Raw genomic sequence first — 24609 nt, 5'->3', positions numbered from 1 at the left:
TTCATTATTATTATTTTTCTAGAGCAAAAAGACGTTCAATTGAGAAAGCATAAGTATCTTCCCCTCTAAGTTTAAATAAGATATTTGGATTTCTAAGTCCATCTTTTAATTCTTGGTTTTGAATTGGGAAAATAGCATATGAATATTGTTTTTCTAAGTTTTCCTCACCTTTAATTTTTTCTCCAGTTGTTGGATTTAATTTAGGTAATTTTGCATTTTGGGTATTTAAAGAATAATCTTCATAACTGAAAGCTACTCCTGGCACTCTAATTGATGATCATGTACCCTCAGAATCAGGATTGTATTTACGTTTTCAACGTGTTGGATAGTAATCTTTTTTGGTTGTGTAGTAATAATTGTCGTTGAAATTTTTCTCTCCACCAGCAACAACTGAAATGTGAACGTGTGGCATTCAACCTCCATTTTCACCTTCAGTTCCAACATAGCCAATAATATCACCTTGTTTAACTTTAAGTGGATTATCAGGCGTTATGTGTCTAGTTTCTCCTGTTTTAGGATCTTTATAATCAGCATAAGTCACGATATTTTGACGGTCACCTTTACCTTCAGTTTTTTGGAATGGAACAATATTGAGCATTGTGTTGTTAAAGGTTTTTTCTTGGTCCACATGAATATAACCAATGTAAACGTATTCAGAATCTAAAAAGTACTTCTCTTTATCTTTTGATGATAAAGGAATATCAGCTAGTTTCACACGCATAAGCATTGTTGTTCCGATACCTTCGGCTACATTTTTATCTTTTCCGGCTCTTTCTGAATAAACAATTCCAACAATTTCACCATCATAAGGAGCATAAATAGGATGTTTTGAATTAACTAAATAATCTTCTCCTAAGTGTAATTGATAAGGATATTTAGGAGCACTAGCATAAAAACCTCTTAATTCATCATATCCACCGGCAATAATATTATTTCCAAAAATACTGAAAATTTGAGTATTAACTTTTGGTAATAAATCTCTAGTTAAAGAACCAGCAATAAAGTTATAAGATTTTGAATTTTTGTTTGTAAATTCTTTTCCAAGTGGATAAGAAAGGTGTCCTAAACCATATTTTTTGGTAAAAATAATTTCATCAAATGTAAGAGCATCAATTCCTTTAAATCTAAATAAAATATTTTTATCATCTATTTTTTGAGCATCTAGCAGCTTTAATGTTTTAAAGTGCCCACTATTGGTAAAGGTAAAATCATTAATCTTAAAGTTTTGATAATCATAATTGAATTTATTTGTTTGTAAAACATTAACATCTACTCAAGAAGCAGCCTGTTCTTCTTTTAAAAGTTGATAAATTGGACTATCTAAATAATCAAATACTAGATTAAAATCAGCCCCTAAGTTAGTTTTGGATGCACTTGATAAAAGTTTTTTTATTTGATCATCGCTAAGATCTTTTTGGATTTCTTTTAATTTGGCATATTCGTTACTTTGATCCGCTAATGCAAAACGCACTTTAAGATTCATTTTTCCAAGTTGTTTGTCAAAGTTAAATCCTGAAATAAATAAGTGGTATTGATATTTTTTCTCATCTCATAGTTGATTAAGCTTTTCATGAATTGATTTTTGAATGCTTAATTTGAAAATTTGTGTTAACTTTTGTTTTGAGAGTTCTTCAAATGTTTCGCTTCCTTTAATTGCTTCAACTTCAGCAAGTGAAGGGGTAGTAACTTTTAGATTATCAGAGTTAATTAATTGAGCAAATTCGTTAAATTTTGAAGTAAGCTCTTTTTGTTGTTCTGTTAGATTGTCGCTTCCAACATTAGGAATAATAAAGTTAATGGTTCTAAATTCATATAAACCTAATTGATTATCTAAGTTATGAATTATATCAATAGGAAAAATGAAATTATTAAAGTTGCTTCTATCAACTTGAATATCATGATAACGAACACTAAAAATTAATTTATTGATTAATTTTGCATATTTAGGAAATTTTTCAACTAAATAAGCTTTAATTTTGGCATCATCAATAGCAATAAATTGTCCGATATAACCATTTTTGATAAAGTTAGTTTGTTTTGTTAATTTTGGTAAATCAACACCTGCAGCAAGATTTAAAAATGGTAGAGCTGAAGTATTTTCAAAAGTACTTTGTAAATGATTTAAAACATTATCCGAATTACTTAATTCAACAATGTTAGCGTCTTGATTTTCAAAATCAATATTTTCTTGTGCAGTAGTATCACCTTCAAACCCACCAAATTCAAGGTTAATGCTTTTTTGTTCATTTTGATAATCAATAATTCCTTGCTCATCAACATATTTGGCATTATCTAGCAAAGGTAAAGTTAAGGTAGCTTGAATTTTTAATTTACCTTGGTTATCATAAGCTACTCGATTGCTAATTGTTTGAACAAGATTATTCAAATATTCTTGTGGAAATTGTTTACTTAGCCCTGTTTTACGAGACTCAACACGAACTAAGGTTAAAGCTTTTTGAATTTGTTGACTTGAAAGTTGACTTGGTTTAATTTGGTTAAGCTGCTTATCACTTAGCTCAGGAACTTTTTTGAGATTAAGTCCTCATGTTAGTTTGTAATTTTTACCAAGTAAACTAGTTAAAGTTGGTAAGTATTTTGTTCCAATAATAAGTTGAGTGTCATTTTGGTGTGCATTTTGCTTATATGCTCGCAAATATTGTGATGTTTGTGAGTTGATGGCCGCAAAAGGAAGTGCCTTAATCACACCATTTAAAAGATTATTTTCTAAAATAGCAGCATCAGTATAAAAACCATCAGCATCAGACACACGGATCTCTTTAGTATTAAAAGCATTATCAATTAAATTAAAATTCTTAAAATCACTAACTTGATTAGTCAAATCAAAAATATCTTTTGAATATTCTGCTTTTAATAAGTTAGCTACTTGTTGGAGTTTAGGTTTTTCTGATGTTAAATCTTTATATCTTGGCTGGAGTTGATAAACAACTTGATTAAAAACTTCTCCATTAGGATTAGTAAATGCAATTTTAATCTCAAAAAGACCTTCTCCCCGAATCATTTTATCTGCATATTGAGATTTTAAAGCGCTATTAACATTAATTGAGGATAAATTTGTAACCGCTCTTAGTGAAGTTTTTAAATTTGCATTTTGTTCTTCAGTAACAACTTCAAAATCTGAAGAACTAGCTTCAAAAGCGCTTTTGTTACTTAGATTATGATCAATTTGTTTTAAAGATACATTGGTGTTTACAAATTGATCGAATTCTTTTTTAGAAACTTGTTGCTCTTCGCTTTTGCAACTAATTAATAATGTAGGAGTAAGCAATGACGCTGTGGTCAAAGAAGAAAATACTAATGTTTTTTTCATAATTAAAAAGTTAATTTAATACCTTTCGTAATAGCAATTTGGACCGCAATAATTGCAACTAGCATTGGAATAATAATCGAAACTATTACTAAAGTAAGAACATTAATAATTAAAAATTTATTTTGCAACGCAATATTTTTAATCTGTTGATTATTTTGTCTTTCTCTTTTGAAAATCATAATCAAATTAATAAGATGAAACAAAAGAGCAATAAATAAATTAAAGGCAAAAAAACCAAAATAACTTGATAAATATAGCATAAAGAAAACAGCAATAATCAAAATTAACATATTAAAGAACAAGCTGGTACTATATGCTGTAGGATTAATGTATGGTATAAAAAGCAAACAAATACTAAAGATGGTTATAAAAATACCTTCCTTAATTCCATAATAAATTGAATTGTCTGCTTCAACTTTAAATATTTCTTCAACACTAACATTGTTAAGTAAAGCAAATTGTGGCTGTTTTAATCTTTTAATTCCAGCAAAAATTACAAAAAATAAAACAACTCCAAGAACGAAACCAATAAATTCTCCCCCTAGCAAATAAAAAATCCCTTGATAATGAATCTCACCTAAATTGGCATTATTGCCTAAAATAGATGAGTTCGCATTAAAAGCTTGTAAGAAGATCTGTCCAAAGATTACAATTGGATTTCCAATTGGCGTAGGAGAAGAATTAGTTAAATAATGACTGTTAGCTCATGATAAAACAATCATCAAAAATGTTGTTAATGTTCAAGTTGACGATAAAAAGAGTTTTTTATGCTTTTTGATATATGCATCAGCAATTCATTTTCAAAGCAATACAAAGAAAGTTAAAAAGAGTAACGCGACTAATTCAACGATAAAACTATCGCTATTTCAAGAATTTTTTAACATTCCTTTGAAGTTATAATTCATATTCTTCCTTTCTTGAAGCAAAGCAAAAAAGTAGCATCCCTGCTACTACACTTGTGAATCTAAGTCTGCTTTTCCTTCACGTTTTCAGCGCTCTAATAGTTGTGCTCACTCTTGTTCATTTTGACACTTTAAGTACTCAATTTGATCGGCATCACTAACTCGATTGTACTTAGGAGAAACACCTATTGTAGTAAAATGACGATATCAATCTTTTACTTTTTGAATATCATCTTCTGCTTCATCATAGTTAACTAAAAAATCATACGCTTTAATATGTCTTTTGCGTAAGTCGATATTCTCTGGAAATTCGTAATCGCCTTCTTCATCCCTTAAAAATAGAGCGACAATTTTATAACTTGTAGCTTTCATTAGGTAACCATAAAGTTGAGCTTGCTTACGGTATGATGATTCAACACCATTAGCTTCTCAATAAGACATTTTCTTTTCTCCGGCTGTTTTGATTTCTACTATACAATTGGTGTCTTTGATATATCCATCAGGCACACCTGAAAGAATATCGTCTTTCCCTTCAAAAAAATTATAATTATAATCTTTGGCTACATAATTTTCAATAGTAAGTTTTGGTTGAAATTTTCTTAATACTTCAAAAATTCTAGGTTCTAGAACTTCACCAGCATGAATATATTTTTTAGTTAATACAGGTAATTTAATTCTTGCAATATGACAAAAAGCTGCAAATTCAGACTTAAAAGAACCGGTACCTAAAACATCACTAACTGTTGAACCTCCGATTTTCTTAAATCCTTTAAATTTATTAAAAGTAAGTAATTCTTCATGAAAACTAGGTGCTAAACGAACAACTTGTTCTTTCTCATCGATGAAATAATGAGTATTGTTATAGAATTTTCGTGTTGACATAACTAATTTGTCTTAAGAAAATTATCGTAAATAATTTTTGCGTAAATTTCAACTTGCTTGAAGTTTGCATTTCAGTTTTCATCGATTAATATATTGTCTGGTACGATGTGATCAAAACAAATGTTAACTAGTTTATCAAAACTAATTTCGGTTGAGTTATCATCAACACCTGGAACAAATTTTTTCGCATCGAAAAACTTCTGAATTCTAATGGCATTAATAGTGACATCGTGATTAGGTCCAGCAATAGTTTTTAATTCTGAAAGAGAACTTTTAAAATAATCTAATTCATTAGGGAATCTTAAATCATCAATCAAATAAAGACTATTTTTACCTTGATTTACCGACTGAGAAACTAATTCCTTAATTTTGTCCATTACTTTTGAACATCAAATATTATTATTGATGTTTCTACCTACTTCCCCCATAGCAATTCACAAAGGACGAACAATTTCTTTATCTTTCCCGTCTCATTGTAATTCATGTAATATAGGTTCAGTAATTTGTTTAATTGGTTGAGCAAAGGATAAGACATAAATATTTTTGTAATCCTTCTTTTCAGCTAACCCTTTAATCGCAGAAGAAAGAAGACCCTTTCCTGACCTTCTTTTTCCATTAATTAAGATAATTGAATGTCTTGTTTTTTTGCTCATCTTAAAACTCCTTATTAAACTTCTTTTTTTAATTTTCTTGCCTTACTATTATAAAAAGAATTGCTAGAACTTTAATAAAATTTCCATATTTTCACAGAATTTTCTTTAATAAGAAAAATCGCTAAGATTAGTATATTTTTAAAATCTAAAAAGGAAGAAAAAAGCCGAAGCATAAAATTCGGAAAATCAAAAGATTTTTTTAAATTTGCTAAGGCTCAATTTTTAGAGTTTCTCCACCAAAAATTGCAGTTTGTCAATCATGTCCAAAAACAGTTTCTAAACGTGATTGATACGAAACTTTTTGATTTGGATAGAGTTTTTTATCTCTTGAATCAATTAAATTAAATGGTTCTACAACGCCTTGATCAGTTATAACCCTAATATTTTGTGACAAAGGTTGTAGAAGTAAGGTTCAATACTCTTTTCTTATTAGTTTTTTTGGATCCTTTTGAGATTTTAAAAGTATCGAGTGAGGTTCTTGGATATAACCAAATAAAAGACCAAAAGGAAGATTTTGTTCATCAACAACCAATGAACCAGATGCTCCGTGTTCTGCTAAGATTTGAGAGTCAATTTTATAAGTAAACCCGTAGAATTTATTTTGAACTTCTGTATCAAATGATAAATCTTCATTAATGCCTTGTAAGTGAAATTCAGGGCTTACTTGAAAGTTCGGTTCCACATAATAAGGGTATGTCGATTTTGAATCTCTTTTAATACCGTATGTTTTTCATTGTTCGGGCTCTCAATTTTTAAATTGATAAATATTATTATTACTATCTTGAGGATATCCTAAAATATAAGTATTTTCTGGTTTTGTATTATAGAGATAATTTTTTAAATAATTATTTAAATAAAATGATTTGTTAAATGAAGTATTTTGTAAGTCTTGGCTAATTTTTGAAACTGTACTAAAATCTAAGGTATAATACGGAATTTTTCCATTATTATTAATTAAATTATTATTTTGAATTTTCTCAATTGACTTATTAACTTCATCTATTGCATCAAGTAGGTTATTACGTAGTTGCTTACCATTTTTCTTATTTCGAGCAATTTCTTTTAAATCAATATCAACTTCCATCACTGCAAAATCAGCATAATAGTTTTTTTTATAACTTGGATGAGTTGAAGGAGCAATATCAAAATTTTCATTAAAGAAATTCCGAGCAATAAAAAAGTTTTTAAAAGTTGTTTTCTCAATATCTGGGTCATTCCTAAAAGAAACACTATATCAATTAGAATTAAAAATAGAATTTTTATTAGATATTGGAATTACTTCTTTTGCTTTAGTAAGTGTATATTCAACAAGGCTTTCTTTTTCTAGAAGATTTTTTTGATAATATTCCGGATAATCATTTTTATTGGCATATTTACTTAAAACATGAAAATTAGAAGCAAAAAATAATTTTAAATGTTCTTTTTTGGAGTTAACTTCAATAACTTTATAATCCAATAATCAAATTGTACCCGAGCGAAATATTATGGGAGAAGTTCAATGGCCATTTTCTTTTTCATTAAATATAGCAGATAATGAAAATGTTCGTTTATTTAGAGAACTTAAATAATCCTTATTAGTAGATAATTTTGTATCATCTGAAGATTTTGAAAGCTCAAATTTTGCTTCTGTTGGAACTATAACCGGTTTTTCTTCTGGCAAAAGAGGCTGAATATTAGAATTTAATTCGCTTTTTTCGCTTGGTTTTACATAATTTTCTTGGGTTTTTGGATTTTCTTCTTTAGTGTTTTTTGTATTTAAAGTTTCACTAGAGGTTCTGTTGTCAAAATCTTTATTTTTATCTTTATCCACTACAGAATTTGTAGTTTCGGCGTCTTGTTTAATAGTTGGTTCAGTGCACGAAAAAAGCACACTTGTAGATGATGCTATTAAAAATATTGATAAGAGCGCTTTTTTCAATGTTTTTTTCATAATTTATTCAATGTTTGAAATTTCTAAAAATTCTTTAATTTTTTTATTAATTTGACAAATAAGTTTGCCTTTTAAACTTTGCTTGTTGATTCTTGGGCGTTTTGGTAAATTCATCATTTCTGTTAAAAATTCAATCTCTTCTTTGTTTAAAATCTTTTTTAAAAAATTTAAATTATAAACTTCACACAAATTAGATTGTTGATTAGCACTATGATAATTGTAAGATACCTTATCTAAATTAATATTATTATGGAGTCCATCTTCGAAAGAATATTGAGCATTATTGTTTTTGTTTACATAATTCAAAGTATTAATTTTAACTGATTTTCAAAATCAAACACTAAAAGGTAAATACTTGAAATTATCTCAATTATGAATGATATCCAAAATAATACTATAAATATAATTCTCGATTTCGTCAGTTGAAACTGTGCAACCGCGATAATAAATAGATTGTATTTTTCGAATCATATGATTCAATTTAGGTTTAATGTGTTCACAAATTATGACAATTAAATGAGATTTAGAGATTGTTTTGAATTGATGAAGTTCGAAGTAGCTTTTTACTTCTGGTTGAATTTCTTCCCAAGAAATTCTATTTCCTTGATGAGCCATTAATAAAATCAAAAAGGATAATACCTGTTGCGACAGAGGCATTTAATGATTGAACGGTCCCAAATTGCTCTATATAAATGGTTTGATCCACAACAGATAAAACGCTTTTTGAAACTCCATTCCCTTCGTTGCCAATAATGAGAATTGAAGGTTTATTATATTCCACTTGATTATGAGGTAACGAATTTTTATCTAATGTTGTTGCATAAGCTCAATAACCATTCTTTTTTAGCTTTACAACAGTTGCGCTTAGTGAGTTAACACGATAAAAATTCATACCAACAAAGCCACCACTTGAAACTTTCAAAACAGTATTATTGATGTCAGAAGAGTTTTCTTTAGGTAAGATAATATCATGAATTCCAGCTGCATTTGCAGTTCTAATTATCGCACCTAAATTATGAGGATCTTGAATTTTATCTAACATTAAAACAGCTTCAGGTTTACGTTTAATTAAAAATTCTAAGTCACGATAATTTAAATGAGATAGCTTCGCTAAAAATCCTTGGTGATTTTCTTTTGATAATTGATTAAGAAAATCAATATCCTTTAACTCTACAGAAACATTAAAATCCTTAAAAAGTTTAATGTTTTCTTTTTTAGAAACGTATACATTAGTAATTGGTAATTTATTAGCAAGCGCTTCTAAAACAGAGTTTTTTCCACTAATAATTAATTCTTTCATTAAATAAGTCCCTCTTCGATGAGAATAGATCTTAGTTCATCGGCTTTGGTAAATTCTTTTTTACTTAATAATTGTTGTCATTGATCATAAATTTTAATGTATTTTGGATAATCGATTTGACTAAATCCAAATTTTAAGTCATCAAAAATCTTTATCAGGGTTTTTGCGCTAACTATATCTTTTGCGCTTTGTTTAACAAGCTCATGAACTATAGTCATAAAATGATTAAATTGCGTTTCACTTAAATTAGTCATGGCTTTTTTATAAGTTTCTTCATAATAAGCAGTGAGTTTTTGTCCCTGATTATTAAATAAATATAATTGAACACTAAAATAAATTTTTTTAATTCTATTCATTATTTTATTTATATTGTGAATTAAATTTTCATCAATATTAATAATTCCGGTGTATGAGTTTAATAAAATAATAAATTTCAACACATCAGGATGATATTTATCTAAAAAATCTTTAGCTAAAATAAAGTTATTCAAAGATTTAGACATTTTTTCGCCATTGATATTAATCATCCCCGTACGTAATCATTTTTTAGCTATTGGGTTTCTAGTTATGACTTGAAATTGGACGTTCTCGTTTTCATGGTGCGGAAAAGTTAAGTCCATTCCTCCACCATGAATATCTACACCTTGACTTCCAAAATTTTTGTAAATGAGTGCACAACATTCAGTATGTCATCCTGGTCTTCCTAGACCAAATTCTGTTTTATATTTGATCCCGATATCAGTGCTTTTTCAAAGGGCAAAATCGGCCATAAATCTTTTATTTTGATTATTATCTTCAAATACCATATTATCAATTTTTTGATGAGAAACTTTACCATAAATGTCTTTGTTTTTTAAAACATCAAACCAAACATTTGAACCTTCGCCTTTGTAAGCATTCTTACTCAATAACAGAGCTTTTACAAAATTTTCAATAGCTCCTAAATTTTCTGTAACATATTCAATTTTTGAAATTGTATCGATGTTTAATTTTTTCAATAAATGTAAGTATTCATTTGCATAAAAAGATGAAATTTCTTTTTCAGAAACATTTTCTTGAATTGCACGAGCAATAATTTTATCATCAATATCTGTTATGTTGTGAACAAAATAAAAGTCTTTACCTAAAATTTTGAATGCCTTTAAGATTAAATCCATCGATAAAATAGGCCTAATATTGCCAATATGAACATGATTATAAACTGTTGGACCACATAAATAAATGTTATATTTCATAATTTGGAATTATATTATTTTTTCGAAAAATTAATTAAGTAATTATTGTAAGGAACATTAAAGTTAAGTGACTAAAAATAATTTCACCAATTTAATATTAATTCTTAAATAAAATAAAAATATTTTTACAATTTTTGAAATATTTTCATTTATAAATTATTATAAAATATAATAAACAATTATAATTGTTTTACATTTAAAAAGAGACATTTAGAAAGGACCGTTTATGAAAACGATGTTAGACATAGCAATCGAAGTTATTTCTCAAGACACTACAAAAAGTTTTGACTTTGATCAAATTTTTGAGGTTGTTGAAGATAAATTAAAAAGCCAATGAGAAGATAAATTTGTCACTGAAGAAAAATCATATGAAGATATTAGAAAAGACAAAATTGGAGAACTTTATCGTCTTTTAACAGTTGATAGACGTTTTGAAAGAAATAAAGACGGTTCATGAAAAAGTAAAACTTTTGAAGTTTTCTAATCTATTTTATTTATTAAAGGAGAAAATATGGCATTAGTTAACGCTAGCGAAATGCTTAAAAAAGCAAAAGAAGGAAAATATGCTATTCCTCACATTAACATTAATAACTTAGAATGAGCTAAAGCAGTTCTTTTAACAGCTCAAGCAGAAAATTCACCTGTTATTGTTGCAACTAGCGAAGGAGCACTTAAATACATGGGTGGATTTAATGTAGTAACAGGAATGGTTAAGGGTTTAATTAAAGACTTAAATATTACTATCCCCGTTGCGCTTCACTTAGACCACGGTTCATATGAAGGAGTAAAAAAAGCTCTTGAAAGTGATGGTTATACATCAGTTATGTTTGATGGATCACATTTCCCATTCGAAGAAAACTACACAAAAACTTCAGAATTAGTTAAATTAGCAAAAGCTAAAGGATTTTCTTTTGAAGCAGAAGTTGGAACAATCGGTGGAGAAGAAGATGGAATTGTAGGAGATGGTGAATTTGCCGATCCAGCTGAAGCTAAAAAAATGGCTGATTTAGGAATTGATGTTCTTGCTGCAGGTATTGGAAACATTCATGGTCCATACCCTTCAACTTGAGAATCACTTAGCTTTGAAACATTATCAGAAATTTCAAATGCTGCTGGAATCGGAATTGTATTACACGGTGGAAGCGGAATTCCTACAGAACAAATCAAAAAAGCAATTTCACTTGGAGTTACCAAAATCAATGTTAACACCGAATTACAACAATCAAACCACAAAGCATTAAGATCATACATCGAATCAGGTAAAGACCTTGAAGGGAAAAACTTTGACCCTAGAAAACTTTACAAACCAGGATTTGATGCAATGTGCGAAACTGTTAGAGAAAAAATCTACGAATTCGGCTCAAATAACAAAGCTTAATAAGTGCCCTTTTGGGCGCTTTTTATTTTCTTCTCCATTAATATATTAAAAAATTTTTTACGGTTTGCATAAAAAATTAAAAATTTTCATCATTTTTCACATTTTTCCTAATAAATTCCCTTTATTTAGTTTTATTTCATGAAATTTATTAATTTTGTTGATGAATCTATAAAAATAAATTTTATAAAAATAAAAAGTCAAAGATAAATTAAATGCCTTTAATTTTACTTCATTAGCTTTTTAGATAAAATAAAAAATCACACAATTAAGTGTGATTTTAATAATTTGAAAAGAATTATTTTTGTTTCTTTTCAAGACGTTTGTTGAATTTGTCAATTCTTCCGGTTGCTTTTGCTTGTGAACGGTTCCCTGTGTAAATAGGGTGGCATCCTGAACAAACATCAACTGAGAATTGTTTTTTAACTGAACCAAATGTAAATTGTTTTTGACAAGTTGAACAAGTAACTTCAACTGTAAAGTATTGTGGGTGAATATCTTTTTTCATAATCTATATTCTCCTGACTACTTAGCGTAGAACTCAACAACTAATGCATCTTTAATTTCTGTATGCATTTCTGTTCTTTCTGGTAAACGATCAAATTTTACACTAAAGTCTTTTCTTGTCAATCATGAAGCAGCATTTTTAGCAGCCATTGAATCAGTTACATATTGGTTTTTAGTTAATTTTTCTTTCATAAGAACAACATCACCTGGACGAACTAACATTGAAGGAATGTCAGCTTTTTTGCCATTTAAAGTAAAGTGACCGTGGTTTACAAGTTGACGTGCTTGTCTTCTTGTTGAAGCAAATCCAGCACGGTATACAACATTATCAAGTCTTGATTCAAGTAATTGAAGCAAGTTGGTACCGGTAACTCCTTTAATTTTAATAGCTTTTTCGTAAGTTTTTCTAAGTTGTTTTTCTGAAATCCCAAAAGTGTGTTTTACTTTTTGTTTTTCATAAAGGTGAAGTCCATAATCTGAAAGTTTTACTCTTCTATTTCCATGTTGTCCTGGTGCATAAGTTCTTTTTCTTCCTTTAGCAAACTCTTTTCCTGTTTCAAGAATTGAGTGCCCAAGACGACGAGAAATTTTAAAAACAGGTCCTGTATATCTTGACATTTTTATTTCCCTTCTGCATAAAGAGAAAGTTTATTTCTAATTAAGTAATTTTGGTTTAATGATTTCAGTATTTCAGCATCCCTACTATCAAAATTGAACATATCAAAATTATTTCTTAAAAATAATAAACTGCTGTAATTTATGCTTTTTTATTTTATCAAAAAAATAGAATTCATTAAAAGTTTTTTATGCTATTTTTGTCTATAAAATAAGCAAAAATAAAATAAGATTCAATCAATAAAATCTTAAATTAATTGAAAACAAAAAAGAGCAAAAGAAAATTATGCTCTTTTATTTTTAAGACTTTCAATTAACGAATTAAAGTTTTCAACAACAATTCTAATTTTTTGTTGAGAGTTAACAGAACCCTGAACTTGCGCTACAATATTTTTTTGTAAATTTAAAATGTTTCTTAACTCTTCTAAACCTTCAATTTTAGTAACTGGATTTTGAACCATTAAAAGAGCATCATATAATTTTTTGAAATTAGTTTTGAAATCAATAACTTCTTGAAGTTCTGATTTGGAATATTTATCTTTTTCTACAGAAGCTTCTCTTTCTAAGTATGCTTTATATATTGAAAATTCATCTTTAAATTCTTTTTCTGGATTTAAAGATAATAATTGATTAATTAATTTTTCAGTTTCAATAGAAATTTCTAAGCCTTGACTATTTAATAATGTTTTATTTTGATAATTAATGCGAATTTCCAAAACATTGGCATTATTAGGGTCTTGGCAAGCAATAGCCACAAGAGGGGTCAATACACTAGGTGCAATTCATAATTTTTTTAAAATTCTCTTCATAATTCCTTTCGTATCATAGTTATTTTCGTGTTTTAATTTTCATTTTTAATTTTATTTAAAATAGCATCAATTTTCATTCCATGATCAGTTACTTCATCTAAATAAAAATGAACCTGTGGAACTTTTCTTCAATTAAGGCTTTTAGCCAAAATTGAGCGTACATAACCAGAAGCATTATTTAATGCTTCAATACCTTTTTGTGAATTTCCCGAAAGAGATACATACACTTTGAGATGAGATAAGTCATTTGTAAGTTTTGCATCAATAACAATTGGGTCAATAACATTTGCATTAGTAATATTATTGACTAAAATATTAGCAACAAGTTGTTGAACTTGTGATTCTTTTCTAGATAAATTTACATTGTTCATAACATTTAATATTATACATATTGCTTACAATTTTTGGAATAATATACATCGAAATATCACCGATCTAGAAAATAGTTTATAATTTTTAAAAAATTATAAAGAATAATTCAAAATAGAGGCAAAATGAAAGACACAGTAGTAGTTTCATGACCGAGATTTAAAAGGGTTTTTTGAAATAATCCAGCTTTAATTTGAGCAGGTAATAGCGATCAAGAATTAATTAATAACATTGTCGGAGATCAATACAAACTAAAATGAAATACTGAATCTGATTTTAATAAAATCAGAGCTTTATTAGAAGATGAAAACGAATTAGATGAAGATGAAGTTGAGCATGATTTTGGTAGTTTTTTAATAGCAAATAATAATCTCCAAGGAGTTGAATCTATCAATTCTGTAAATGATGTTAAACGAAAAACATACAAGAAAATGGAAGAAGAATCTTGGAAATTTTATGCCCAAAAATATAAAATTGAGTCTGAAGAGATTTTAGTTATTCTTTTAAGCAAAACAGAACTAGCTGTTCAAAAAACTTTAGATGCTTTAAATAACCCTAAAATTCGCCTTATTGTAAATCCGGTTTTTCAATACATAAGAGAAAATCAACAAAATAAATTTCAATATGTTGCAAGAGCCTTGTTATTTGATAAAGAATTAAAGAAAATTTCTTTGCAAGGATTTACAAAAAATTCAACAAAAAAAGAATTTTATCGATTTATTTATCACTATGATGTTATTAGTAAAATTACTAAAATCCAATCATTATCATTAATTATCTTAGATCCTGTATCTTTGATTTTAAAAAATACCAAAGCTGGTGCAATGCAATATTTTGAGAGTTTTTCTGCCATTCCTGCTAAAAAAGCTAGCATCACAAAAAACAACAAATTAAGTGAACATGAATTAATTGCTCGTTCAATCATCAAGGCATCAGGAGATTTCTTATTATATGATCCTACTGGTAAATTCGACCCTAATGGTCAATATAGTTTTTATAACGTTGCAAGAATGCGTAATTTAGATGTTCGTACCAGATTATTTGACGAAAATAATTCTTTATATCCTAAAAATTTAGATCAATACGAAACACTAAGAAATAACGGTGATCTTCGTATGCTTATTAAAAATCCCCACAATACCAAGACAAAAGATCAAATATTTGAAAATAGTCAATTTTATTTTGAGTTAATTGAAAAATCATATTTCACTTTTGGTTCTAAATATATTTGAAATGACATTGGTTATTTTTTCGAAAAAGATGATACATTTGATATTAATCAAAAAATCCATAATTTTCTAAGTTCAGGTTTTATCGGACAATTTAATTCAGATAATGTAACAATTGATTCTATTTTTATCGATTCAAAAGAATTAGAATTAGCAATTTATAAATACTTAATGGGAGATTTATTTTTAGAATATTCTTCAAGAGTATTTATGCCTTTCCACTTCAAAAAAACGAAAATTGAACATCACCTTCAAACTAAAGAAAATTATAATTTAACTCCAAATTTCTTCCAATTCAATACCATCAATACGATTGCTCAATTACACTATAAAAATGCTCGTATTATTTGGTATGACTACGAAGGATTTAGTGATGTTTTTCCTATCTTAGATTACACCGGAACTTCTCAACAAGTTGTCTCACAAGTTTCGGTAATTGAAACAATTAATGGTAAAGTTGTTAATTCAGAAGATATAGTTATAGATACTATTGATATTTCATACCAAAAACTTGTTGAATTGATTTTAAGTATTTACTCAAACAAAGCTGATTATTATGTTGTTTATAACAAAAGCTACGAAAATACTAGAAACAAGGAAATTCTAGAAATTATTAAAAATGTGATAAAAGACACCGAAAATTCTAGTGTATCTGAATTCGCTCACTGATTTAAGCAAAACGTTGGTACTATTGATGATTTTACTCGAATAATAATGCATATTAATAACAATACTATCGATCTTTATGATTGTTTTAGCTATAGAAATATAGCAATTCCAAAAGATATTTTCGCTTTTGATATCACTCCAAATGGAATTCACCCTTTAAATATTGACCAAAATTTAGAAAAACATCCATTTGCTGGGAAATTATCTATTTTCTTAAAAGATCTTAAGTTTTATGGTTCAATTAAAAAAGTCGAAAAACTTATTACAAGCAATAAATTAGAACTCAAAACCATGATTACACCATATAGTGATTTAATAATTCAAAAAGGGACAATGGCAATGGATGAAGCAATTTTGCGATACCATAAAATAACCGGAGATGCCCAGTGAAATAAAATAAAAAATGAACTTGCAAAATATTGTCACAATGATGTTAAAGCAATGATTATGGTTTATGAATTTATAATGGAAATTATTCGTGCGAAATTTCCTGAAATCAATGATTTTGAATATCAAATTGACAAAACCAAATACCCGCAATTTCAATATACTTTAAAAGAAGGTAAAATTGAATTACAAAGAATAGGAGAATAATGAACAAACAAGAATTTAAACAAAGATTAGTTCAATACATGGAACTTGAAGCAATGTCTCGTTATGAAGAGCCAGTTGTAAAAGCTTTAAAGAAAAATTTAGCGCATCCTAATTTTGAATTTTCTCGTGATAATTTTGGTTCTTTAATTATTTATAAAAAATCAAAAAACCCTAATGCTCCCAAAGTTATGATTGCCGCTCATATGGATGAAGTTGGATATATTGTTCGTGATATCCACGCTAATGGTCAAATTTTAGTTAGTCCTATTGGTGGTATTTGAGCAAGCACTGTAATTGGGACTAAAGCAAAATTAATTAATGATTTAAATGAAGAATTTATTGGCGTTTTTGGTCACACATCAATTCATATTATGAAAAGTGAAGAAATTGCAAAAGCAATGACAAATAATGATTTATATGTAGACTTTGGTTTTAAAAATAAGCAAGAAGCACTTGATAACAATGTTTCAGTTGGCAATCGTATTTATCTCTCTGGTGAAACAATTTATTTCAAAAACGAAGATTTAATTGGTGGAAAAGCAATGGATAACCGTGCTGGTGTAACCGTCTTAGATTACGTGGCTTCACAAGTGGCTGATTTAGATTTAGATGTTAATTTATATTTAGTTGGGACCGTTCAAGAAGAAGTTGGAACCAGAGGAGCTAAAACATCGGTATCATTGGTAAATCCTCAAGTTGCAATTGCTTTAGACACTACAAGTTCACACGATACCCCAAATACAATTCCTGGAACTACTAAATTATTCGCTGGGGCAGCTTTAAGAATTAAAGATGGCGGAACTTTAATGGATCCTAAACTAATTGATTTCTTTGTTAAAACAGCTAAAATCCACGATATTCCCGCTTATAAGTTTGTTGCAATGGGAGGTGGAACTGATGCACATGAACTTCAATATGCAAAAGGTGGAGCAGCAACGTTAACAATTTCTCTTCCTCAAAGATATTTACACAGTCCAATTGGTGTGTGTTCTATTTCTGATTTAATGGCCGCAGGGGACCTATTAGTAAACTTTTTAAAAGATTTTAATAGCCAAGAATATCAAAAAATTACCTATAAATAAGCTCAATATTGAGCTTTTTCTATATCCTTAAAATTGCGAAAAATAATTTAATATGTTAAAATTTAAATAATATTTAAATTTATATTTATACACTTTAAGGAGAATTTATGTTATCCACTCTTGCTTATTATGCAGACAGCACAACTGTTACAACAACTTCATCAAATTATGTATCAATGTCACCAGTTAGTTTTGGAGCAATGATTGTCGGAATTATCATTCTTGTAGCTTTAATCGTTGGTCTACTAACTTTTTTCCTTGTAAAAAGAATGTTCGAAAAACAAATCAAGGAAAACCCTCCAATTACAGAAAAACAAATTCGTGTTATGTTCCAACAAATGGGAAGAACAGCATCTGAAACACAAATTAGACAAATTATGCGTTCAGTTAAAAATAGTAAATACGATAAAAAATAATTGGTAAACAATGCCGAAATTAGATCATAAAAAGTTATTTAGTTATTCCAAAAGCTTTTTTGTTCGTTTATGAAATAACTTGAATCGCTTTAAAAATAACCTCTCAAAACTCAAATACTTGTTATTTGTGTATTTTTTTATAGTGCTAATTGCTACATTATTGCTTTGAGCACCCTTTAGTCAAAACGAAATTCACCCACTTACAGGTGATCCAGTAGCTAAAATCAGTTTTATTGATGCAGTTTTTACAGCTTCAAGTGCTTTTAGTGATACTGGTTTAACTGTCAAGCCTACTTTTAGCCAATTTAATGTTTTTGGTCAATTTATAATTGCAATGTTAATTTTGGCTGGAGGAATTGGGATTTTTGCTCTAAAGCTATTTATCTTTAATTTTATTTTTAGAAGAAATACCTTAACCTTGAGAGATGTTAAATTGGTTCAAACAGAAAGAGGCGGGCAAGATGATGCAAAAGTAGCTGCTATTGTTATTTCTTCATTGAAATTTCTCTTTATTACAATTATTATTTTTGGTTTTACCTTAAGTCTATATTTTTACTTTGCCCCAGATGCTCAAACAACACCTGGTTTAATTCAATACCTTAAGGACCAAAATGGTGGAGAAGGTTTCATAAAAGCTCACCATAATTGAGAAAACGCTTTCCGTTTTGGGTTCTTTCAAACTATTTCAGCAATTAATAATGCTGGATTTGATATTTTAAGCGGGAACTCATTAATGCAATTTTATGGTGATTATTTTGTTCAAATTTGTTTTATCATACTATTTGTTATTGGAGGGCTAGGTTATCCGGTTCTTTATGATATTAAAGGTTGAATTTTACATAAAATAAAACGTAAAAGAGGTTATTACAAATTTACGTTATTTACTAAAATTTCACTAATTATTTATGTTTTAATTTTACTTGTTGGATTTGGTATCACATTAATATTTGAAATTATTTCACGTGATGCAAACAGTGCGTGAAATAAAATTTATATTAAAAATGATGTACAACACCAATATGCCTACCAACTTTATTTATATAATAAAGCCGATACTAACTTAATTCAAGAATCTATAAACCAAAAAATTCCATTGGATACTTATATTTGACAAACTTCCTGAAAAGATCTTCCAATAAGAGCAGGCGATTCTGTTTTATTACAAACAAAACCAAATGCCGGAATAATTGAACATGAAATGGTTCTCAAATATCAACAAATTCTAAAACCTTATCTTGATAATGGAAAAATGTATGGTACTAAAGGTCAAATTATCTTTGGAATATTATTTACTTCCTTATCTACTAGAAGTGCTGGTTTTTATACTATTGGAATTAATGATTTCACTTATAGCAGTTATATTACTTACTCTATTATGATGTTTATTGGTGCTGCTCCATCAAGTACAGGTGGCGGAATTAGAACAACCACTTTTGCTATTATTTTAATGTCAATTATTGCAACTTTTAGAGGAGAAAAAAGAATTCGAATCTTCTGAAGAGCAATTTCAAGAGATAATATTTTTGCGGCCATGCAAGTTTTTATAATTAGTTTAATTATCGTCTTTGTAATCGCCGCAATTTGTACAACTAGTTTAGACGTTTATCAACCTAATGGAATCAAATCTTTTGGAATCGAAAAAATCGATGGAAAAATAGCTTCTTCAGTTGATTCCTTTAAATTAGAACAAGTTTATTTTGAAGTCTTTAGCGCCTTTGGAACAACAGGACTATCTTCAGGATTGACACCATATTTCAATGCCGCTTCAAAAATCGCTATTACCATATTAATGTTTATAGGACAATTTGGAATTAGTTCGCTTTTATTTGTTTGAAAGAAAAAACATAGTCACAACGTTTATTATGACTATGTAGAAGAAGATGTAGCCATCGGATAGGAATTTTAATCATGGGAATTAGATATAAAAATGATATTGCCATTATCGGTGTTGGTCGCTATGGTTCAGCCGTAATTGATCAATTATTAAAAATGGATCGTAGTATCTTAATTATTAATAAAGAAGAAGAACAAACCAAAAAATATGTTGATGATGTTCAACGTATCATCATTGGAAATGCGGCTGAAATTAAATTGCTAAAAGCAATCAAAATTAACGAAATCGAAACCGTTGTTGTTGCTGTTCCTGAAAACACCGAAATTGTTGCTGCTTTGCAAGAAGTTGGTGTTAAAAACATTATCGCTAGAGCCACAAGTGAAGGGCATGCTCGGATTTTGAAACAAATTGGAGTAAATGTTATTATTCGCCCTGAAACAGAAGCTGGTATCAGAACCGCTTTAATTGCAGGTGATAAGAACTTTATTCACTATAGTGAAAATCTACAAGAACTTGGTGATAATTTAGTTCTTGGTACAACCCAAATTAATAATGCTGCTTTTGAAAATAAAAAACTTAAAGAAATTAACTTTAATAAATACGGAGTTACTCTTGTGGTAATTAAACGTGAATCATTCTCGATTCGTCCTCAAGGAGATTCAAAACTACTAAAAGGTGATTTTGTAACTTTAGTAGGTGAGGTTGATGATGTTACACACGTTTTTAAACTATTAAATAAAGAAAAGCTCATTGATCAAAATATTTCGCAAATGAATGTTAATGAAAACAAAACAGTATAAACCAAGTTTACACTTGGTTTTTTATTTACCTTATCTAAAACAAGAAAAAAACAAGCCAATAATATGGCTTGTTTTTTTATTATTAATTAGAATAAGTTTAAATTATTCAACTGAAACTTCAGCTCCTGCTTCAACAAGAACAGCTTTAATTTGTTCTGCTTCTTCAGGTTTGATGTTTTCTTTAATAACTGCTGGAAGGTTGTCAACAAGTTTTTTAGCTTCCATAAGTGAGTTTCCAAGTAAATCTTTAACAGCTTTAATAATTTGAACTTTTTTACCGTTGTCAGCTTTAAGAACAACTTTAACGCTTGAAGGAGCAGCGTCTCCACCTTCAGCAGGAGCAGCAGCAACTGCTACAGCAGCTGTTGGGTCGATTCCAAATTCTTCTTTCATTGCTTCAACAAGTTCCATCACTTCTTTAATTGACATTTCTTTAAGTGATTCAATAAATGTTTCTTTAGTTAATTTAGCCATGATATTTCCTTTCTAATAAGCTAAGTATAATAATTATTCTGATTTTCCTTCACTTACTAATTTAAGTGATAATGAAATTTGAGATAATGGCGCCATAAGTGAACGAGCAAGAATTCCAAGGGCTTCTTCATATGTTGGCAATGTAGCAACATTTTTAACACCACTTGCATCAATAACTTCACCTTCATATGTTCCGGCTTTAATTACCATTAGTTTGTGTTTTTTAGCAAATTTTACAAGTAATTTTGCTGCAGACATATCATCTTGATTTGAAAAAGCAAAGATGTTAGGTCCAACTAAGTGATCAGCAAGTTTTTCAAAACCTGTGTTTTGAGCAGCGATTTTGAAAAGTCTGTTTTTGTAAACTTTAATTTCAACATTAACTTCTTTAGCAGCTTTTCTAAGTTCCTTTAATTCAGCTACTGTTAATCCACGATACTCAGCAAAAGCAATCGCTTTAGATTCTTGAATTTTTGAAGTAATTTCGCTTACTACATGTCTTTTTGCTATTTTGAAATTTGATTCAGACACTATCATGCCTCCTTTCAAAAATTACGCAATACAAAACTTTAAGATTATACACTCGGCAACATATTAAGCATGCGCTGTTGCTGTCTTTATGTATTGCTTGGTTATTATACCATAAAAATATTAATATATTAATATTGAGATATAAGTTTTTTTTCTATATATCTTTTTCTAAGATACATAAGCGGAGTTAATATAATAACTAAAGAAGCAGTATAAATTGGGATGCTTATTGATGATCTTAAAACAATAGGAAGCATGACAGGAATATATCATTCAGAAATGTTTCTAGGCTTAGATTGAATTGCTCAATTTCTTCAACGTAAATAAGCAAATGGTCCTCAGATTCATCTAAAAATCACAATTGTAAATGCCACAAGCGCAAAAGAAGTTAACAAAATATAAATAAGTTTTTTCTTTTCGTGATCTTTTTTCTTAAATAAATAATAAAAACTCGCTCCAGAAATAAATGCCATAATGACAAAACCTAGGGCAATTAAAATAGCTAAAGTTGTAATTGAAAGGTTTTTGTAATTAAACGTATTTGAAATTTTAAGAGACTCACCTGTAGCAACTGAACTTTGTCAAATAAATATACCAAAAAGAGCTCCAAAAGCAATCCACAAAATACCATTAGAAATTAAAATAGAAACTTTTTTGTTTCGCTCAAAAATATCAAAAAGAATCGATAATAATAACGTAGATAAAATCGGAACGATACCATAAACTCAGTGTCAAGTCCCAACAGAACCAGTAATAACTAATCCCATAAAATCAGCAAGAAAAGCTACAATAGCAGCCTTAAAATACCTCAAAATATAAGAGACTAAAATATAAAATAAGTACTCAAAACTAAGACCTAATCTTCCTATTGTTGATCTAACACCTATATAAATCCCAAGTAAAATTCCACTTAATGCTATGTCAATAATATCAAGCTTAAAAATATTTTTAAAACTATATAAACTAACAAGTTCCTTTTGATTTCCTACTAAATTTGTAAATTTTTTAGTTCTTGAATCAAAATGAGCTTTCTCGATGTTTAAAAAGGGAATTACATTGCGCTGAAAATAGAAAAAATAAAAAAGGAAATTAACACTAGAAAAGATCATTAAATATTTTTTCTTTTTATAATCATAAAGTTCAAAGTTACTTTTCTTTATGTTATTGATATAGAAAAAAGAATCAATAAGCAAAATTGCACTTGAACTAGCAAAACCAAGCACTGATAAAATAATAAATACAATTCTTCCTTCGTATTTTAAAACTGGACTGTTTTTTGTAAGAAAAAAAACTAAAAGAAAAATAGTACCTAAAAGAAACGAAAATCCACTTAAAATGCTTATATTAGTTACTTTATTATTTAACAGCAAAATTGGTTTCTGGCCATAATAATCTGATAATTTACTTAATTTTCACATTTCAAAATTATACCTTATAAACTATTATAATCTCTTGATTTTAGATGAATAATTATTTCCGGATCTCTTAATAAAGATAAACGATCATTAACTTTTTTCAACAACTCTGCTATACAAGCATCTTCAAAATCCTCTCGAATCATTTTTAGTTGCCAATTTTGAAATTTAGCATCAAAAAGTTTTTCCTCAATAGCAAAAAGATTATTTAAATTTGCATATAAATCAAAATATCTTGTCTTTGTAAAAAGTTTTTGAAAATATTTTAGATCGCTTTCAAATTCTAAAAAATCACTAACTTCAACCATGTAAATTAATTTATCAATTACAAAAATAGGTAAAAACGTTGGAGTAAATTCTCCATTGTTTGCTTTAAATTTGTATAAATTAAATAATTTCATAATATAACTCTTTCATATAAGTATTAATTTTTTTAATTAAAAAAGAAAAAAATCAGCTGTTGCTGATTATTTTTTAGATTTATAAATAACTAAATTAGGGTTTTCTCTGTAGCTTCTTCCTTCTTTTGCTTGGAATTTGCCATTTAAAATAGTAGCATCTGCCGAAAAAGAACGGGTTAATTTAAAGATACTTTGTCCAACTCCATAATAATCTACTGGGACGTTTTTCTCTTCAAATTCCTTGATTTTTTCAAAGTTAAAGCCACTAGATACAACAATTTTATATTCTTTTGCGCCTACTTGATCCAAGGCTTTTCTTAAACGAATAATTTGCTCTGGATTAACGCCATATTGAGGTTCTTCTCCGTCAAACATATGGTCAACCATATTTTTAGATGTATCAACTCTAACACCTCATACTTTATTTCCAAGTTCATTTCAAATTTTAATGGAATCTTCAATAATGTTATTGTGATAATCTACTAAAACGATGAGTTTATTGTTAGGAAAATTCTTATTATAAGCTTTTGCAGCTGCAACAACATCTCCACCAAATCCTTGAATTAAAACATGAGGCATTGAACCAAAAATATCTTTAGTTTCACCAATTTGATTTGAATTTTTTTGTTTCATCGTTGAAACTAAATCAATCCCTGCTACTTTCATAGCATAACCATCTACTTCTTGATTTAAATAATGATCAGCACGATCACCCATAAATATAACAGGTTTTCCTTGTGCGGCTAAACGGCATTGATAAGCATTAGTTGCTAATGATGTATTTCTGGATAAAATACCATCAATCATGCCTTCTCACATCCCAAAGTCTTGATAATGTCCCTCTAATTCTAAAACAATATCTAAGGCATTAACAATGGTTCCATCAGGAAGATATCTAATAGTGTATTTTGAAGTATCTGTAACTGTTTCTAAAAATTCTAAAACCTCTGAAATTCCGCATAGCAAAGTATTATCTTTTCTTTGGAAGAACTGTAAAGTAATAATGTTATTAGGTACTTCGTTTTCTAAAATGATTTTAGTTTTTTCAAAGTAGCTAGCTGTATATTGAGAAAGTTCTTGTTGTAACTTTTTATTCATAAAAATCCTTAATAATTTTGCGTTTTCTGTTTTGTGTTATTAATGTTAAAAAAGATATAAAAATAGATCTAAAAATGTAATAATAAATTGAAATGGCTTGGTTATTTAAAAAAATTCACTAAAAATGATTATATTGACTATATTACTAAAGATTATTTTAC

General features: G+C 28.3%; 24 protein-coding genes. 7 read left to right on the top strand and 17 right to left on the bottom strand.

Going from position 1 to position 24609, the window contains the following annotated elements; genetic code table 4:
* Positions 1-10: 10 nt before the first annotated feature.
* The 8 genes from Q349_RS01735 to Q349_RS01700 all read right to left on the bottom strand — a co-directional run bounded on the left by Q349_RS01735 (position 11) and on the right by Q349_RS01700 (position 10230).
* Complete coding sequence (locus tag Q349_RS01735; protein ID WP_036464371.1) at positions 11-3328, bottom strand: MSC_0775 family lipoprotein; 3318 nt, start codon at positions 3326-3328, stop codon at positions 11-13.
* A gap of 2 nt (positions 3329-3330) precedes the next feature.
* Positions 3331-4233, bottom strand: coding sequence for an MAG4940 family membrane protein (locus Q349_RS01730; RefSeq protein ID WP_036464370.1), 903 nt, complete (start codon positions 4231-4233; stop codon positions 3331-3333).
* Positions 4234-4278: 45 nt separating this feature from the next.
* On the bottom strand, positions 4279-5112 hold the full coding sequence (locus tag Q349_RS01725; protein WP_036464366.1) for an MAGa7180 family putative nuclease: 834 nt from the start codon (positions 5110-5112) through the stop codon (positions 4279-4281).
* 2 nt (positions 5113-5114) lie between these two features.
* Complete coding sequence (locus Q349_RS01720) at positions 5115-5765, bottom strand: hypothetical protein (RefSeq protein ID WP_036464363.1); 651 nt, start codon at positions 5763-5765, stop codon at positions 5115-5117.
* Between the two features lie 208 nt (positions 5766-5973).
* Positions 5974-7695 carry an MIP family Ig-specific serine endopeptidase gene (locus tag Q349_RS01715; protein WP_036464362.1) on the bottom strand — a complete coding sequence of 574 codons (1722 nt, stop codon included), beginning with the start codon at positions 7693-7695 and terminating at the stop codon, positions 5974-5976.
* 3 nt (positions 7696-7698) lie between these two features.
* Positions 7699-8310, bottom strand: coding sequence for a hypothetical protein (locus Q349_RS01710; protein WP_036464360.1), 612 nt, complete (start codon positions 8308-8310; stop codon positions 7699-7701).
* Positions 8291-8995, bottom strand: a complete 705-nt coding sequence (rlmB, locus tag Q349_RS01705) for a 23S rRNA (guanosine(2251)-2'-O)-methyltransferase RlmB (RefSeq protein ID WP_036464358.1) — start codon at positions 8993-8995, stop codon at positions 8291-8293. Before rlmB ends, Q349_RS01710 begins: the two co-directional genes overlap by 20 nt.
* Positions 8995-10230: a class I tRNA ligase family protein gene (locus Q349_RS01700; RefSeq protein ID WP_036464355.1), complete on the bottom strand. Its 1236-nt coding sequence runs from the start codon at positions 10228-10230 to the stop codon at positions 8995-8997. Before Q349_RS01700 ends, rlmB begins: the two co-directional genes overlap by 1 nt.
* A gap of 226 nt (positions 10231-10456) precedes the next feature.
* Between Q349_RS01700 and rpoE the strand changes: the two genes are divergently transcribed.
* Both rpoE and fba read left to right on the top strand, forming a co-directional pair.
* Positions 10457-10714, top strand: a complete 258-nt coding sequence (gene rpoE / locus Q349_RS01695) for a DNA-directed RNA polymerase subunit delta (protein WP_036464354.1) — start codon at positions 10457-10459, stop codon at positions 10712-10714.
* 27 nt (positions 10715-10741) lie between these two features.
* A complete protein-coding gene (gene fba, locus Q349_RS01690) occupies positions 10742-11608 on the top strand; it encodes a class II fructose-1,6-bisphosphate aldolase (RefSeq protein ID WP_036464353.1) in 867 nt (288 codons plus the stop codon).
* Positions 11609-11903: 295 nt separating this feature from the next.
* Here fba and rpmE read toward each other — a convergent pair whose 3' ends face one another.
* The 4 genes from rpmE to rbfA all read right to left on the bottom strand — a co-directional run bounded on the left by rpmE (position 11904) and on the right by rbfA (position 13907).
* Entirely contained in the window at positions 11904-12113 is a 210-nt protein-coding gene (gene rpmE, locus Q349_RS01685; RefSeq protein ID WP_036464352.1) for a 50S ribosomal protein L31, read from the bottom strand.
* A gap of 17 nt (positions 12114-12130) precedes the next feature.
* The gene (gene rpsD / locus Q349_RS01680) at positions 12131-12730 is read right to left on the bottom strand and encodes a 30S ribosomal protein S4 (protein WP_036464351.1); all 600 of its coding nucleotides are present in this window, start codon (positions 12728-12730) and stop codon (positions 12131-12133) included.
* Positions 12731-13011: 281 nt separating this feature from the next.
* Positions 13012-13536, bottom strand: coding sequence for a hypothetical protein (locus tag Q349_RS01675; protein ID WP_036464344.1), 525 nt, complete (start codon positions 13534-13536; stop codon positions 13012-13014).
* 32 nt (positions 13537-13568) lie between these two features.
* Positions 13569-13907 carry a 30S ribosome-binding factor RbfA gene (rbfA, locus tag Q349_RS01670; RefSeq protein ID WP_036464341.1) on the bottom strand — a complete coding sequence of 113 codons (339 nt, stop codon included), beginning with the start codon at positions 13905-13907 and terminating at the stop codon, positions 13569-13571.
* Positions 13908-14030: 123 nt separating this feature from the next.
* Here rbfA and Q349_RS01665 point away from each other — a divergent pair, with 123 nt between their 5' ends.
* The 5 genes from Q349_RS01665 to Q349_RS01645 all read left to right on the top strand — a co-directional run bounded on the left by Q349_RS01665 (position 14031) and on the right by Q349_RS01645 (position 20529).
* Positions 14031-16397: a UU173 family protein gene (locus Q349_RS01665; protein ID WP_036464331.1), complete on the top strand. Its 2367-nt coding sequence runs from the start codon at positions 14031-14033 to the stop codon at positions 16395-16397.
* Entirely contained in the window at positions 16397-17479 is a 1083-nt protein-coding gene (locus tag Q349_RS01660) for a M42 family metallopeptidase (RefSeq protein WP_036464326.1), read from the top strand. The genes Q349_RS01665 and Q349_RS01660 overlap by 1 nt, the downstream gene beginning before the upstream one ends.
* 176 nt (positions 17480-17655) lie before the next feature.
* The gene (locus Q349_RS01655) at positions 17656-17895 is read left to right on the top strand and encodes a YneF family protein (protein WP_036464432.1); all 240 of its coding nucleotides are present in this window, start codon (positions 17656-17658) and stop codon (positions 17893-17895) included.
* 10 nt (positions 17896-17905) lie between these two features.
* Positions 17906-19792: a TrkH family potassium uptake protein gene (locus Q349_RS01650; RefSeq protein ID WP_036464319.1), complete on the top strand. Its 1887-nt coding sequence runs from the start codon at positions 17906-17908 to the stop codon at positions 19790-19792.
* A gap of 11 nt (positions 19793-19803) precedes the next feature.
* Positions 19804-20529 (top strand): potassium channel family protein, encoded by a 726-nt coding sequence (locus tag Q349_RS01645; RefSeq protein ID WP_051616743.1) that lies wholly within the window; start codon positions 19804-19806, stop codon positions 20527-20529.
* A 102-nt stretch (positions 20530-20631) separates the two neighbouring features.
* Here Q349_RS01645 and rplL read toward each other — a convergent pair whose 3' ends face one another.
* The 5 genes from rplL to Q349_RS01620 form a co-directional block, all read right to left on the bottom strand.
* Entirely contained in the window at positions 20632-21003 is a 372-nt protein-coding gene (rplL, locus tag Q349_RS01640; RefSeq protein ID WP_036464317.1) for a 50S ribosomal protein L7/L12, read from the bottom strand.
* 33 nt (positions 21004-21036) lie between these two features.
* Complete coding sequence (gene rplJ / locus Q349_RS01635) at positions 21037-21534, bottom strand: 50S ribosomal protein L10 (protein ID WP_036464314.1); 498 nt, start codon at positions 21532-21534, stop codon at positions 21037-21039.
* 128 nt (positions 21535-21662) lie between these two features.
* Positions 21663-22952, bottom strand: coding sequence for a hypothetical protein (locus Q349_RS01630; RefSeq protein ID WP_036464311.1), 1290 nt, complete (start codon positions 22950-22952; stop codon positions 21663-21665).
* A gap of 14 nt (positions 22953-22966) precedes the next feature.
* Positions 22967-23350 (bottom strand): hypothetical protein, encoded by a 384-nt coding sequence (locus Q349_RS01625; protein ID WP_036464309.1) that lies wholly within the window; start codon positions 23348-23350, stop codon positions 22967-22969.
* 66 nt (positions 23351-23416) lie between these two features.
* Positions 23417-24448 carry a nicotinate phosphoribosyltransferase gene (locus Q349_RS01620; RefSeq protein ID WP_036464306.1) on the bottom strand — a complete coding sequence of 344 codons (1032 nt, stop codon included), beginning with the start codon at positions 24446-24448 and terminating at the stop codon, positions 23417-23419.
* Positions 24449-24609: the final 161 nt, after the last annotated feature.

This window comes from Mycoplasmopsis sturni DSM 22021 (assembly GCF_000701485.1).
Classification (GTDB): Bacteria; Bacillota_I; Bacilli_A; order Mycoplasmatales; family Metamycoplasmataceae; genus Mycoplasmopsis; species Mycoplasmopsis sturni.
The sequence above is the reverse complement of the archived record's forward strand: the minus strand, read 5'-3'. Positions and strand labels throughout refer to the sequence as shown.